We start from the raw sequence: 13,635 nt of genomic DNA, 5'->3' as shown, positions 1-13,635 counted from the left end.
GTGTTACACCTCCTTCCGTCGGTCGCGGGTGTCGTCCCGTTCCGGCGTTTCGTCGCGCTCAGGCACCTTGGCCAGGACCTGTGCGCCGCCGGGCGGGCTGATGAAGGGGAGGAACACGCGCCCCGCGTCTGACGCCGCGTTCATGGCGGCGTTCGTGGCGGCTTGGAGCGCGAACAGGACTCCGGCCGTGCCGGTGGCGAAGTCCAGGGAGAGCCGCAGCAGCTGGTCGCCCGGGTAGGCCAGGCCACCGCCGTACGGCATGGCGTGCCATTGCAGACCCTCGATCTGCGTCGGCAGCAGGGGATCGGGGCCCTCTTCGCCGTGTCGCAGGCCCATGGCGAGCGCGGCGATGATGCCGGCGCGGCCGTTGAAGAGCCCCGGCAGGACGAAGTAGCCGGATCGGGCGATGAGGCGGAGGTCGGCGAGGTCCTGCGCGAACTGGTCGTCCTCGGGTCGGTGGCCGAGGTAGCGCGCCACGGCCAGGCCGAGCCCGACCGAGCCCTCTTCCAGGTACGGCAGGTAACGCCAGCCCTGGTTGACCTGCAACGAGCCGTCCTGTGGCCGGATACAGCGGCGTATGTCCTGGCGCAGGGCGTCGGCGGCCTTGTCCAGCAATGCCGCGTCACCGGTCCGCTCGTACGCGTGCATGAAGAGCAGCGCCGGGCCGCTGGAGCCGTGGAGGAGGCCCGCGCGCGGGTTGTCGCCGCCACTGATCTCCGGCACGTCCTCGGGACCGCCGAGCCGCTCGGCGCAGATGTCGACGATCTTGTCGGCGACCTCGCGCAGGCCGGCCTCGCCCGTGCTCTCGCTGAGGTGCAGCAGATTCAGGCCCAGGCCGGACAGGCCGCTGTTGAGGCTGGGGCCGAGGATCTCCCACTTCTCCTGGAGGGTGATGTCGAGGACGTCGAGGGCCTCCTGGCGCCGGCCGAGCCGCTCCAGGACGTACGCCACGCCGTGCAGCCCGTCGTAGAAGCCCAGGCTCGTCCCGGACGCGGGCTTCAGCGCGCGCTCGCTCAGCCAGTCCTCGTACGCGGGGAAGCGCTCGGGTCCGGTCTCGGACAGCGCGTACAGGACACCTGCCGCGCCGGTCGCGATGTTGATGCCGCCACCCGGCCGGAACTGGGCGACGTCACCGGGGAACAGCCGGTCGTCACGTTCGGGGGTCGCGCCGGAAAGGATGGCGCGGCGCAGTGCGTCCCGTACGTCCGGCCAGGGCGCGGCACCGGGCAGCGGCAGGTCGCGCATGGCACCGCCGTCGTCCTCCGGCTCCTCGCCGAGAATGAGCTCGCGCGCCTCGTCGATCATCTTGGCGGGCACCGGGAAGGTCCGCCGGATCAGCCCGGCGAGCTGTGTGATCTTCTGCCGGTGCATCATCAGCATGATCGTCGTCTGCGGGGCGAACAGGCCCATCCGCAGGCACGCGAGGGAGTAGTGGTCCGCCGCCACTCCCGTCCGGTCGCGCGGCGGCGCGAAGGCCGGGTTGGCCAGCGCGGAGCGGGCCTCGTCGGAGGCCAGCGTCGCCACCTCGAAGTCGATCAGGGCCAGCCGGTCGTCCGCGGTCACGAGGATGTTGTTGGGGTGGATGTCGCCGAAGACCACACCGCGCCCGTGCAGCGAGCCGACCGCCGCCTCGACGCGCTCCAGCATGCCGACCGCCCACTCGGTGTACTCGGCGAGCGTCTCCTCGGTGCACGTGGCCCGGGTCAGCGGGTAGCGCTGGACGAGCATCCGCTGCAACGGGTTGCCGTCGATGAACTCCTGGACGACGAAGTGGTGGTCGCCGAGGGTGAAGTAGTCGTGCAGCGCGGGCACCGCCTCCAGCCCGGCGAGCCGTTCGAGGATGTCGCGCTCGTGCTTGAGCCGGGTCACGGCGTCCCGGCCGGCGGCGTCGAGGCCGGCGTGCGGGCGGGCCTCCTTGAGCACCACGCGCTCGTCCGAACGCTTGTCGCGCGCCAGGTAGACGCCGCCGCCGTTGGAGAAGTGCAGGACGGTCTCGACCTGGTAGGGCAGGTCGGTGGTCGTGACGGCGTTGCGGGCGGCGAGATGCGGTTCGAGGAAGGAGGGGAGGGTCGTCCACGCGGGGACGCTGAACGTCGCGCCGCGGACGTCCGGGACCAGCCGGCCTTCCCCGTCCTCGAGGGCGAGCACCAGTTCGCCGTTCGCGCCGAGGACCTTGCGCTCGCTGAAACCGCCGTAGCGGACGTAGAGGGGACCCTGCCCGTAGCGCAGATCGCTGAGGATGTACGGGCCCTCCACACCGCGGAGAGCCTCGTCCAGCTCTTTCAGGACCAGTTCCAGTTCGGCGACGTCCCGCGGGTAAATTGTTGCCAGTTTGCCACTGGACGATCGCGATGCGGTCTTCGCGTTGTACATGACGAGCGATGACTGTCCCCGCAGATACTTAAAGGCTATTCCGCGGGGCATGCAGTAGTCCCAGAGCACATCCAGGGCCCGCTCGGCGTCGTCCAGGCGGGCGGAAATGTGGATCTTCCAGCCCTGGGGCGGCAGGGGCTCGCCGTCGGCGGGACCGTAGTACATCCAGGTGTCGGTCTCGATGCGGATCCAGTCCGCCGGCACCTCGCGGCGGACGAGGGAGAAGTCCGAGGCCTGCGTCTGGTCCTCGCCGAGCTTGTCATAAAAAAGCCGGTCGGCCAGGCAATAGGGCTCGTACTGGTCCATCGAGTTCCTCCCGCGTCGCTGCATAAAGGAGAATTTCCGATACTCCAGGAAAGGACTAGTCGGATTTTCAACTGTTGCCCGTGCGTCCTTCACGATTGGTCAGGTGTGTTCTTCACAAATGACACGGTGGGCTATGCCGCCAGCAGGGATGGTCTGGTCCCGTCGCCTTCGGGACCGGTGTCCCGGGGTGATCCGGGACCGGTGTCCCGGCCGGTGTCCGCCACCGGGGAGCCTCGGCGCCCCTTCGGGACGGCGGTCAGGACGGCGGCGGCATATTGCAACACGTTCTATTTAGTGCCAGGCTGGCCGGGCAGCCGAGCGGCCCGGAGGTGGCGCCTGTGATCCTGGATCGGTTCCGAGTCGAGGGAAGGGTCGCCGTCGTCACCGGCGCCGGCCGCGGTATCGGCGCGGCGAGCGCGGTGGCCCTCGCGCAGGCCGGCGCGGACGTCGTCGTCTCCGCCCGCACCGAAGAACAGCTGGCCAAGGTGGCCGCGGAGATCGAGGCCGCCGGGCGGCGGGCGCTGGTGGTGCCCGCCGACCTGTCCGATCTCGACGCCGCGGCGGGGCTGGCCGACCGGGCGGCCCGGGAGTTCGGGCGGCTCGACATCGTGGTCAACAACGTGGGTGGCACCATGCCCCGCGGGTTCCTCGACACGACGCCCGAACATCTCGAGAACGCGTTCCAGTTCAACGTCGGCATCGCGCACGCGCTCACGCGGGCCGCGGTGCCGCACCTGCTCAAATCGAGTGGCGAAGCCGCCTCGGGGGGCCACGGCGGGGCGGTCGTCAACATCTCCTCGGTGATGGGCCGTGTCGCGGGCCGCGGCTTCCTCGCGTACGGGAGCGCCAAGGCGGCGTTCGCCCACTACACGCGGCTGGCCGCGCTCGACCTGGCGCCGAGGATCCGCGTCAACGCGATCGCGGTCGGCTCGGTGGCCACCTCCGCGCTCGACATCGTCATGACCAACGACGACCTCCGCACGCAGATGGAGGGCAACACGCCGCTGCGCCGCGTCGGCGACCCCGAGGACGTGGCGGCCGCCGTGCTCTACCTCGCCTCGCCCGCCGGCGCCTACGTCACCGGCTCGGTCCTGGAGGTCGACGGCGGCATCGACCGGCCCAACCTCGACCTCGGACTGGAGGACCTGTGACCTACCGGGTGGTGCAATGGAGCACCGGCAACGTCGGACGCCACGCGCTGGCGGGGATCGACGCCCATCCCGAGCTCGACCTCGCCGGGGTCTGGGTGTCCAATCCCGCCAAGGTCGGCAAGGACGCCGGGGAGCTCGCGGGCCTCGGCCGTTCGCTCGGCGTGGCCGCCTCCGGTGACGAGGACGAGGTGCTCGGGCTGCGGCCCGACTGCGTCGTCTACACGGCCATGGCCGACGTCCGGATCATGGAGGCCATCGACGACCTCTGCCGGATCCTGCGGTCCGGTGTGAACGTGGTGTCCAGCAGCCCGGTGTTCCTGCAGTTCCCCGAGGGCGTGGTGCCGCCGGAGATGTCGCAGCCCGTCCGCGACGCCGCCGCCGAGGGCAACGCCTCGATCTTCGTGAACGGCATCGACCCCGGTTTCGCCAACGACGTGCTGCCGCTCGTGCTCACCGGCATCAGCGAACGCGTCGAGGAGGTCCGCTGCCTGGAGATCCTCAACTACGCCACGTACGACCAGGGCACGGTGCTCTTCGACATCATGGGCTTCGGAGGGGCGCTCGACGACGTGCCGATGCTGCTGCAGCCGGGCGTGCTGACGATGGCGTGGGGCAGCGTCGTCCGCCAGCTCGCCGCCGGGCTCGGCGTGGAGCTGGACGCGGTCGAGGAGCACCACGTGCGGTTGCCCGCACCCGAGACCTTCCAGGTCGCCTCCGGCACCATCGAGAAGGGCACCGCCGCCGCGCTGCGCTTCGAGGTGCGCGGCATGCTCGGCGGTCGCCCGGTCATCGTCCTCGAGCACGTGACCCGGCTGCGCGACGACCTCGCGCCCGACTGGCCGCAGCCCGCGGGTGCCGGTTGTTACCGCGTGGTGGTCAGCGGCGAGCCGAACTACACCCTCGACCTGCAGTTGCTCGGCACCGACGGCGACCACAACACCGCCGGGCTCAAGGCCACCGCGATGCGGCTGGTGAACGCGGTGCCCGCCGTCGTCCAGGCCCCGGTGGGCCTGCTCACCGCGCTCGACCTTCCACTCACTCCCGGTCGCGGCCTGCTGCGGTAGGGCGGAATCGGGCCTCCGGCCGCGCAAGATCTGCTTCGATGCTGCTTTGTCCGCTAAGTACGCATTGAAGGGGGCCGTCATGGCCGATCTCGACCCGACCACCACGTTCAAGGAGTTCGACCGCGACGGTGACGGCTACATCACCCGCGAGGAGTTCGCCGCCGCCCTGAACGCGCGCGGCGAGGAGATCACCACCGCCGAGCTCGACTCGATCTTCAAGGCCGCGGACGACCGCGACGGCGACGTGGACGGGCGCATCTCGCTCGCGGAGTTCCTCGTCGCCTGGGACAAGTAGCGAGGCCGCTCAGCCGCTGCCGGACAGGCCCTCGCGGTGGGCGACGGCGGCGGCCTGCGTGCGGCTCGCCACGCCGAGCTTGGCGAGGATGTTGGAGACGTGGACGCTCGCGGTCTTCGGCGAGATGAACAGCGCGGCCGCGATCTCCCGGTTGTTCCGTCCCTCGGCGACGAGCCGCAGCACCTCGCTTTCCCGTGCGGTCAGCGCGTCGAACGGGCCGGACCGGCCCGCGGCGGGGGCGTCACGGTCCGCGGGCGGGGCGGCCGATCCGAGCCGGGCGCGCGTGCCCAGGTCGCCGAGCGCCCGCAGCAGGGGCGCCGCGCCGAGCCGCTCGGCGTCCCGGACGGCCGGCCCCCACTCGGACGCGGCCTCCTCGCGCTCACCGGCCTCGGCCAGCGCCTCGGCCAAGCGCCATCGTGACCGTGCCACCTCGTACACGAATCCGTAGTCGAACGCCTTCACGACGTTCCGCCACAGCTCGGGGTCGTTGTCGCCGTACGCGCGGGCCCGTTCGGCCTCGGCCCGCGCGAGCCAGGCGTGGCCCTCCACACCGAGCCAGACCCGGTCCTGGCCGTCAGGCGTTCTGGTGGCCGAGTTCCTGGCCAGCTCCAGGAACGTGTCGGCCCCTGCGACGGCGGTCCGGACGGCCTCGTCGTCCCCGGCGGCCCGGGCGTTGACGGCCCGGTCGGCGTGGGCGGAGACGGCCGTGGCCGCGACCCGGATGTTGGGGGTGTCGAACGGATCCATGTGGCGCAGGGCGCCCGCCACGTGATCGAGGGCGGTGCCGGTGTCGCCGTGCCACAGGGCGTGCTCGGCCGCGAGCCCGCGCGCGATGTAGCCGACCAGCCACTCGTCGTCCCAGAGCGGCTCCAGCCAGCGCAGCCGCTCCCCGACCGTGTCGCTGCCGCGCGCCACCTCCAGGAACAGCGCGTACGAGGAGACCTCCGCCTCGGTCGACCGCCCCACCCGGACGCCGAACCCGGCCACGAGCTCCTGCGCCCGGTCCCAGTCGCCGGCGGTGTAGTGGATCAGGAACTGCAGGCTTCGCAGCACCGTCCCGTACTTGCTCCAGCCGAGGCCCTTGTCGAAGGTGAACCGCACGCCCTCGTCGGCCGCCTCGCGGGCCCCGGCCAGGTCGCCGCGGTCGAACCTGGTCCGGGCGATGTGGAACGCGGAGCGCAGGGCCACCTGGAGGTTGCCGGCGCCGATCGCCAGGTCGCGGGCCTGGACGAACAGCTCGGCGAGGTCGGACGTCGGCTCCCGGGACTCCCGGTAGAGGCCGAGGGAGGTCAGCGCGCTGGCCTCCGCGTCGGCGGCGCCGGTGGCGCGCGCCATGTCGATGGCCTCCCGGGCGACCTCGGGGATCTCCGAGTGCTGCTCCTTGAAGAGCATCGTGCGCACGTAGGTGGCCAGGAGGGAGGCACGTTCCGGGGTCGGCGGATCCGCCGGGAGAAGGTCGAGGGCGGCGCGGGCCACCGCCATCGACTCGTCGTCCTCGTCCATGTCGCCGAGGTAGTACGAGAGGTTGTCGTGCACGACCGAGCGCATCCGCACGTCGGCCGGATCGACCAGCTCCGCGAGCCGCCGCAGCCGCGAGACCGCCAGGCGGATGTCGCCGGAGCGTCCGGACGCGCGGACGGCGCTCAGGGAGAGCTCGATCCGGTTCATCCCGGCGGCCGCCTCGGGATCCGGGACCGTGTCCCACAACGACAACGCCCGGTCATAGTGCTCGTGTGCCTCGGCCGGAGCGCCCAGTTCCTCGGCCTCCTGACCCGCCCGCACCGACGCGGCGAACGCGCCGGGCAGGTCGTGGGCCTGGAGGCTGTGATGGGCGAGCTCGGCCGCGGCACCGCGCCGTCCGGCGGCGGCGTCGCGGGCGAGCAGGACGGCGAACGCGGCGTGCAGCCGGGTCGCCTCGCCCGGCAGGAGGTCGGTCAGGGCGGCCTCGCGCAGCAGGGCGTGCCGGAAGGCGTAGCCGTCGGGGCCGTCCGGGACGAGCAGGCGGTGCGACACGATCTCGCGCAGCGCCCGCCCGGCGGCCGCCTCGTCCAGTCCCGAGACCTGCCGGACCCGCTCGTCGGCCACCCGCCGGCGGCCGGCGACCGCGGCGACCCGGACGACCTCCTGGGCCTCCTCCGACAGCCGCTCCAGCCGTGACAGCAGGAGATCGGCGAGACCGGCCGGAAGGTCGTCGCCCGTCTGGGCGGCCGCGAAGAGCTCGGCGGCGTAGAAGGGATTGCCCTCGGAACGGTCGTAGACCCGGCGGGCGATGTCGGCGGACAACCGGGGCCCGCCCGGTGATCCGCCGAGCGTGGCCAGATAGTCGGCGGTCTCTTCGGGACCGAAGGGATGCAGCTCGATCCCCGTCACGTTCGGCAGCCGCAGCAGCTCGGCCACGACGGGGCGGAGCGGGTGGCGCCGGTGCAGGTCGTCCGAGCGGTAGGTGCCGACCAGGCACACCCGCTCCCGCTGCAGGACGCGGCTGAGGAACGTGAGCAGGTTGCGCGTCGAGGGATCGGCCCAGTGGAGGTCTTCCAGGACCAGCAGCACGGGCCGGTCGGCGGAGAGCTCGCCCAGCAGGCCCAGCGTGGCGCCGAACAGCTGCTGCTGGGCCACGTCCGGCGCGGTGCCGGCCGGCTGCCCGCCGCCGTCGGGGAGGAGGCGGGCGAGCACCGGCCGGCTGTCGAGCGCGTCACGGAGGGCCTGGCGTTCGGCGGGGGAGGAGAGCGGGTCGCGGGCGGCGGTCCACAGGGCGTCGGTGAGCGGCAGGTACGGCATGCCCTCGCCGAGCTCGGCACAGAGGCCGATCAGGACGGCGGCCCCCCGCCGGCGGGCGGTGGCGGCGAGCTCGGTCACCAGGCGGCTCTTGCCGACTCCCGCGTCGCCGCTGACGAGGACGACGCCCGCCTGGCCGCCGGCGGCGCGGTCGAGCGCGCCGGTGAGCTCACCGAGCTCGGTCCGCCGTCCGATCAGGTCGTGCTGGTCTCCGCGGTCTCCCACTCGTCCGAGTATTCCACCGGGTGGCACCTTTCCACGATCTTCGTGTAGGCGCGCGCCGTCTCGGCGGCGATGCGGTCCCAGGAGTACCGGGAGTGCGCCCGGTCGGCCGCGGCGATCGAGTACCCGGCCAGGGTGGTCTCCTCCGAGAGCAGCAGGCGGACGGCCCGGCCGATCGCGGTGGGGCGTCCCGGCGGCACGTGCAGCCCGGTGATCCCGTCCAGCACGCTGTCGGCGCTGCCGCCGACCGGGGTGGCGATGACGGGCACGCCGCACGCCATCGCCTCGAGCGGCGCGAGCGGCGAGGTGCCGTACGGCGACAGGCACAGCGCCAGCTTGGCGGTGCGCAGCAGGCGCGGCAGCGTCTTGCGGGGCATCCCGCCGAGGAAGATCACGCGATCGTCGACCCCGAGCTCCTTGGCCAGCAGCCGCAGCCGGTGCACCGCGACGTCGCCCTCCAGTTCCTCGCGGGCGGGGCCGCCGGTGATGGCGAGCTCGGCGTTCGGGATGTGCACGAGGGAGCGGATCGCGGTGGCGACGCCGCCGTCCTCGAGGTCGGTGGACAGGACCACCAGGCGGTCCAGGTCGCCGCGCGGCAGCGCCGGGCCCAGCTGGCTGAACTGCTCGCCGTCCACGCCGTAGGGGGTGATGCCGATCCGGGTGCGCGGGATGCCCATCCGGACGAGCTTCTCGGCCTCGTCGACGCAGCCGGCCAGGACCGCGTCGGCGCCGCGGCCGATCGCCGTCTCCATGCGGATCCGGGCCGGGTGCACGGCCTTGCCGGCCTTCCGCTCGGCCATGCCCAGGCCGTGATAGCTCTGCACGATCGGGACGTCGAGGTCGCGCGCGGCGGTGACGGCGGCCAGCCCGGCGATCCAGCCGTGGGCGTGCACCAGGTCGGGCTTGCCCTGCGCGGTGGACCAGCGCCGGTGCAGGCCCGAGGCCAGCTCGTTCACATGCGGCAGCAACTCGTCGTCGGAGAGCGGGCGGGCGGGCCCGGCCTCCAGATGGCTCAGGGTCGCACCGGGGCTGAGCCGGGTCCGGGTGCGCGCCGCCTCGTCATGGCGGCGGGTGTGCAACGTGACCTGGCGGTCGGCCTGCCCGTCCGGCGTCGGGCGGCCCAGGGCGCGGGCGAGTTCCCGGACGTGGACCGACTGGACGTCGTCGCTTTCCATGGTGGAAGCGGAGACAAGGGCTATGTTCAGGGGGCGAGACACGACACGACCTCCGGATATGCGCAGGGGCAACCAGGAGGTGTCGTCGTCTTAGACACCCGCTCGATCCATTGTGTAACCGAAAATGGGGTGCACAAAACCTTCTTGGGGTGATCTGGAGGAAAAAGTTCCGCTGAGATGGGAACCGGAACGTGCGATCGGCCGTCGGACGTCCATGGGTCTTCTGCGTACGAGCACAGCACTGGGGTGCGTCGCCGCCCTGTCTCTGACCGCCGCGTGCGCCTCGGAGAGCAAGGAGACGGGCACCCTCCGAGGTGCGGTCGCCAAGGTGCCGGCCGCCGATCCCCGCCCCTATGCCGCCGCCGACTCGGCGTTCGGCCTCGCGCTGCTGAAGGCCTGGTGCGGCGAGGACTCCGCCGCCAACGTCGTCCTGTCGCCGAGCAGCCTGGCCAGCGGGCTGGGCATGGTCCAGCTGGGCGCCCGGGGCCGGACCGCCACCGCGATGGCGCGGGCGCTGGCGCTCCCGGCCGGCGACCCGGTAGCGGGCCTGCACGCCCGCGATCGGGCGCTGAAGGGCGTCGGCGGCAAGGACGTGACGTTCAGGACCACCGACCAGGTGTGGTCGGACCAGCGGTTCAAGCCGGGCCAGGCCTATCTCGACAAGGTCGCCACGGCCTACGACGCCGGGCTGAGACTGCTGGACATCACCGGTGACCCCGAGGGCGCCCGCAAGACGATCAACGGCGCGATCAAGGACGCCACCGGCGGCCAGATCCCCGACCTGCTGCCCGGCGGCACCGTGACCAAGGACACCGGCTGGGTGCTCACCGACGCCGTCTACCTCAAGGCGACGTGGGCGACGCCGTTCAAGAGCTCCGACACCGCGCCCGGGCCGTTCACGACCGCCGCGGGCAAGAAGGCCGACACCGACATGATGAGCCGGGGAGGCACCTTCGGCTACGCCCGGACGAAGGGATGGACGGCCGTCGACCTCCCGTACACCGGCGGCCGGCTGAGCATGACCGCCCTGCTGCCCGACGCCGCCAAGGGCGGCTGCCCCGACCTGGACGCCGAGACGCTCGGGCAGGTCACCGGGGCCCTCAAGCCGGCGCAGGTCGAGCTGCGCCTGCCCAAGGCGAAGCTGAAGTCCAAGGCCGACATGAAGCCGCTGCTGACCGGCCTCGGCATGGGCGTCGCGTTCGGCGACCAGGCGGACCTCACCGGCATCTCGCCGGACGCCAAGAAGATCCAGTTCGTCCGGCACGCCGCGACGCTGCTCGTCGACGAGAAGGGCACCGAGGCCGCCGCGGCCACCGGGACCGGGATCGGCGTCACCTCGGCGGCGCCGCGGCCCAAGACGAAGGTCGTGTTCGACAGGCCCTACCTGATGCTCGTCCGCGACACCAGGACGGGCGAGCCGCTCTTCCTGGCCCGGGTCGCCGATCCTTCGAAGGAGTCCTGAGCGGGTGGACGACGATCTCCTCTGGTACGTGGCGTACGGCTCGAACCTGTTCCGCGAGCGGTTCGCGTGTTACCTGAGGGGCGGCCGTCCGGAGGGCGGCGCACGGCACTACACCGGCTGCCGTGACACCCGCCCGGCCCGCGCCGAGCGGCCCGTCACCCTGTCCGGCGGGATCTACTTCGCGCTGACCTCGCTGACGTGGGGCGGCGGCATGGCCTTCTACGATCCCGAGCTTCCCGGCCGTGCCGCCGCCCGCGCCTACCTGCTGACCAGGCAGCAGTTCTGCGACGTCGTGTCGCAGGAGATGCGCCGTGAAGTGGGGGAGGACCTCGACCTGGCCGAGGTACTGGCGTCCGGCGGACGGCACCGGCTCGGCCCCGGCCGGTACGAGACGGTGGTGCACGTGGGCGCCGCCGGCGGGCACCCGATGCTCACGTTCACCTCGCCCCACGGAGCCGACCGCGCCGAGCTGAACGCGCCCACCGCCCCGTACCTGACCATGCTCGGCCACGGCCTGCGCGAGGCGCACGGCTGGCCCGCCGGGCGCACCGCCGCCTACCTCGCCGAACGCCCCGGAGCGCGGGGCGCCTGGTCGGACGAACAGATCGCCGCGCTGCTGGGTGACGGTCGTCACGGCCCCGGAAGCGGACCTATGGGATAACTTCATCGGCATGAAGGCCGGTGACGTGGTTGACGACTTCGAACTCCCCGACGAGACCGGCACGCCGCGCACGCTGAGCGGCCTGCTGGAGCAGGGCCCGGTGGTGCTCTTCTTCTACCCGGCCGCCATGACCGCGGGATGCACCGCGGAGGCCTGCCACTTCCGCGATCTCAAGACGGAGCTGGCCGCGCTCGGGGCGCACCCGGTCGGGATCAGCGCCGACTCGGTCGGCAAGCAGAAGGAGTTCGCCGACAAGCACAGCTTCGGCTACCCGCTCCTGTCGGACGCCGACGGCGCCGTCCGGGCCCTGTTCGGGGTCAAGCGCGGCATCGCGCTGGCGCCGACCAAGCGCCAGACGTTCGTCATCGACACCGACCGCCGGGTGCTCGAGGTCGTCAAGAGCGAGATCCGGATGAACGCGCACGCGGACAAGGCCCTGGAGGCCCTGCGCCGCCGCGGCACCCCCGCCTAGGGCTGCGTTTCCCGCTCAGCCGGGCAGCACCGGGAGCACGATCGCCGAGGGGTGACCTGGGGCGTGGAAGATCTCCTGGTCGGCGGTGACCATGTGCGTGGCGGTGCCGATGGGGTCTCCCGTGCCCGGGTTGCGGGCGACGCGCGGATAGGCCCCGCTGCAGACCTGCACGCGGACGCGGTGGCCCGCCTTGAACCGGTGGCCCACCGGCCACAGCTCCACCGCGACGCGCCGGACGCCGGCGCCGTCCGCCTCGGGAGGCCCGGGGACGAGGCGCCGCATGCCCTCGCACAGGTTGAGCGAGGTGCCGTCGGGCGCGACGTCGCACAGCCGCACCACGAAATCCGTGTGCTCCCGGTCGGACCTGACGTGGAGATCGGCCGAGACGGGTCCGATGACCTCCAGATCATCGGTGAGCTCGGCCGAGGTGAACGTCAGCACGTCGCGGCGGCGCTCCAGGCGGCGCTGGTCGGTCTGCGGGCGGGTGTCCCCGAGCAGCGTCGGCCCGCCGAGGAACGGCGTCGGATGCGCCGGGTCGTACCGGTAGGCGTCCGGCTCCGACTCGGGCGGCGCGTCCGGTGACAGCCCGCCTTCGGGCTGCAGGTGCCAGCGTTCCTCCCGCATGCCCGGCACCGGCCAGTCCGGGAAGTCGCGCCACTCGCCCGCGCCGGTGACGTACAGCCGGACGGGCTCGTCGCGCAGTTCGGCCGGATCGTCCAGCAGGTGCGCGCGGAACCAGCGGATCGACTCGCTGATCGAGTCGCGCATCATCTTCCCGTCGGCGTGGAACCACGGCCCGATGGTGAGGTAGGGCCGGTGCCCGCCCGCGCGCAGCGCCGCGTAGTCCTTGAGCTGCCAGGGCAGGAAGATGTCGTACCAGCCACCGGTCATGTTCACCGGGGCCTCGACCTGCGACACCGTCGGGCTGAAGTCGCGCTTGTCCCAGAACGGGGTGTCCGGGCCGTTCGTGAGCAGATCCTGGAAGAACCGCTGCGTGGTGCCGGTGGCGAGCGAGTCGAGCTCGCCGAGGGGACGGCCGGACAGCGTCGCCCGGCGGGCCCGGCGCGGCGACATGATCCCGGTGGTGATGCCCGACAGCGGATGCTTCATCCGCGCGGTGACGTCCACCCAGATCAGGGCCGACTCCAGCGCGAACGTGCCGCCGACGTTCACCGCGTCCCGGAACGTGGAGGCCGTCACCTGCATGGACAGCGCCCGCAGCTCAGGCCCGGCCTCGGCGGCGAGCGCCCACTGCACGTAGCCGAGATAGCTCGGGCCGTGCATGGCGAACGTGCCGCCGAACCACGGCTGTTCCTTCAGCCACTTGACGGTGGCCAGCCCGTCCTCGCGTTCGTCCAGCGGCTCGAACACCCCGCCGGAGCCGAACCCGCCGCGCACGCTCTGCACCACGACCTGGAAGCCGTGCGAGGCGAACGTCTGGCCGCACATCAGGCCGAACGGCCCGCGCCGCCCGTACGGGGACCGGACGAGGATCGTCGGCGCGCGGTCGGCGTCCGCCGGCGCGTAGTGGTCCGCGAGCAGCGTCACCCCGTCGGCGACCGGCACCTCGAGGTCCCGCCGGATCGTCACCCGGTGGGGTCCGTTCGGCAGTCCCAGCGCCGAGACCCCCAGCCGGCGCATCAGTCCCAGGCCTTCCATGTCTGTGATCGTAATCGGCT

10 protein-coding genes are annotated in these 13,635 nt (G+C 72.4%); 6 read left to right on the top strand and 4 right to left on the bottom strand.

The features are described from left to right. Nucleotides 1-3 precede the first annotated feature (3 nt). The gene (lanKC, locus tag ACGFNU_RS18100) at nt 4-2,679 is read right to left on the bottom strand and encodes a class III lanthionine synthetase LanKC (protein ID WP_392594873.1); all 2,676 of its coding nucleotides are present in this window, start codon (nt 2,677-2,679) and stop codon (nt 4-6) included. A 338-nt stretch (nt 2,680-3,017) separates the two neighbouring features. Here lanKC and ACGFNU_RS18095 point away from each other — a divergent pair, with 338 nt between their 5' ends. The 3 genes from ACGFNU_RS18095 to ACGFNU_RS18085 all read left to right on the top strand — a co-directional run bounded on the left by ACGFNU_RS18095 (nt 3,018) and on the right by ACGFNU_RS18085 (nt 5,189). Then, nucleotides 3,018-3,830: an SDR family oxidoreductase gene (locus ACGFNU_RS18095; protein ID WP_392594871.1), complete on the top strand. Its 813-nt coding sequence runs from the start codon at nt 3,018-3,020 to the stop codon at nt 3,828-3,830. Beyond that, entirely contained in the window at nt 3,827-4,894 is a 1,068-nt protein-coding gene (locus ACGFNU_RS18090; RefSeq protein ID WP_392594869.1) for a dihydrodipicolinate reductase, read from the top strand. Before ACGFNU_RS18095 ends, ACGFNU_RS18090 begins: the two co-directional genes overlap by 4 nt. Nucleotides 4,895-4,973: 79 nt before the next feature. Further along, nucleotides 4,974-5,189: an EF-hand domain-containing protein gene (locus ACGFNU_RS18085; RefSeq protein WP_392594867.1), complete on the top strand. Its 216-nt coding sequence runs from the start codon at nt 4,974-4,976 to the stop codon at nt 5,187-5,189. 9 nt (nt 5,190-5,198) lie between these two features. Here ACGFNU_RS18085 and ACGFNU_RS18080 read toward each other — a convergent pair whose 3' ends face one another. Continuing rightward, on the bottom strand, nt 5,199-8,189 hold the full coding sequence (locus ACGFNU_RS18080; RefSeq protein WP_392594865.1) for an AAA family ATPase: 2,991 nt from the start codon (nt 8,187-8,189) through the stop codon (nt 5,199-5,201). After that, nucleotides 8,159-9,361: a glycosyltransferase gene (locus tag ACGFNU_RS18075; protein WP_392594864.1), complete on the bottom strand. Its 1,203-nt coding sequence runs from the start codon at nt 9,359-9,361 to the stop codon at nt 8,159-8,161. The genes ACGFNU_RS18080 and ACGFNU_RS18075 overlap by 31 nt, the downstream gene beginning before the upstream one ends. Before the next feature lie 214 nt (nt 9,362-9,575). Between ACGFNU_RS18075 and ACGFNU_RS18070 the strand changes: the two genes are divergently transcribed. From ACGFNU_RS18070 to ACGFNU_RS18060, 3 genes are read left to right on the top strand one after another with little or no spacing between them, the layout of a single operon-like run. Beyond that, a complete protein-coding gene (locus tag ACGFNU_RS18070) occupies nt 9,576-10,823 on the top strand; it encodes a serpin family protein (RefSeq protein ID WP_392594862.1) in 1,248 nt (415 codons plus the stop codon). A 4-nt stretch (nt 10,824-10,827) separates the two neighbouring features. Continuing rightward, nucleotides 10,828-11,484, top strand: a complete 657-nt coding sequence (locus tag ACGFNU_RS18065; protein WP_392594860.1) for a histone deacetylase — start codon at nt 10,828-10,830, stop codon at nt 11,482-11,484. 10 nt (nt 11,485-11,494) lie between these two features. Then, nucleotides 11,495-11,956, top strand: a complete 462-nt coding sequence (locus tag ACGFNU_RS18060) for a peroxiredoxin (protein ID WP_392594858.1) — start codon at nt 11,495-11,497, stop codon at nt 11,954-11,956. A 15-nt stretch (nt 11,957-11,971) separates the two neighbouring features. Here ACGFNU_RS18060 and ACGFNU_RS18055 read toward each other — a convergent pair whose 3' ends face one another. After that, nucleotides 11,972-13,615: a CocE/NonD family hydrolase gene (locus tag ACGFNU_RS18055; protein ID WP_392594856.1), complete on the bottom strand. Its 1,644-nt coding sequence runs from the start codon at nt 13,613-13,615 to the stop codon at nt 11,972-11,974. Nucleotides 13,616-13,635 lie beyond the last annotated feature (20 nt).

The organism is Spirillospora sp. NPDC048911 (assembly GCF_043198015.1).
GTDB lineage: Bacteria > Actinomycetota > Actinomycetes > Streptosporangiales > Streptosporangiaceae > Spirillospora.
Note: the sequence above shows the minus strand (reverse complement) of the source record. Positions and strands in the feature narration are given on the sequence as shown.

What these genes read in the sequence shown, in the direction of transcription:
- ACGFNU_RS18085 (WP_392594867.1), top strand. Translation starts at nt 4,974, where the DNA reads ATGGCCGATCTCGACCCGACCACCACGTTCAAGGAGTTCGACCGCGAC.
- ACGFNU_RS18070 (WP_392594862.1), top strand. Translation starts at nt 9,576, where the DNA reads ATGGGTCTTCTGCGTACGAGCACAGCACTGGGGTGCGTCGCCGCCCTG.
- ACGFNU_RS18055 (WP_392594856.1), bottom strand. Translation starts at nt 13,615, where the DNA reads ATGGAAGGCCTGGGACTGATGCGCCGGCTGGGGGTCTCGGCGCTGGGA.
- ACGFNU_RS18075 (WP_392594864.1), bottom strand. Translation starts at nt 9,361, where the DNA reads ATGGAAAGCGACGACGTCCAGTCGGTCCACGTCCGGGAACTCGCCCGC.
- lanKC (WP_392594873.1), bottom strand. Translation starts at nt 2,679, where the DNA reads ATGGACCAGTACGAGCCCTATTGCCTGGCCGACCGGCTTTTTTATGAC.
- ACGFNU_RS18060 (WP_392594858.1), top strand. Translation starts at nt 11,495, where the DNA reads ATGAAGGCCGGTGACGTGGTTGACGACTTCGAACTCCCCGACGAGACC.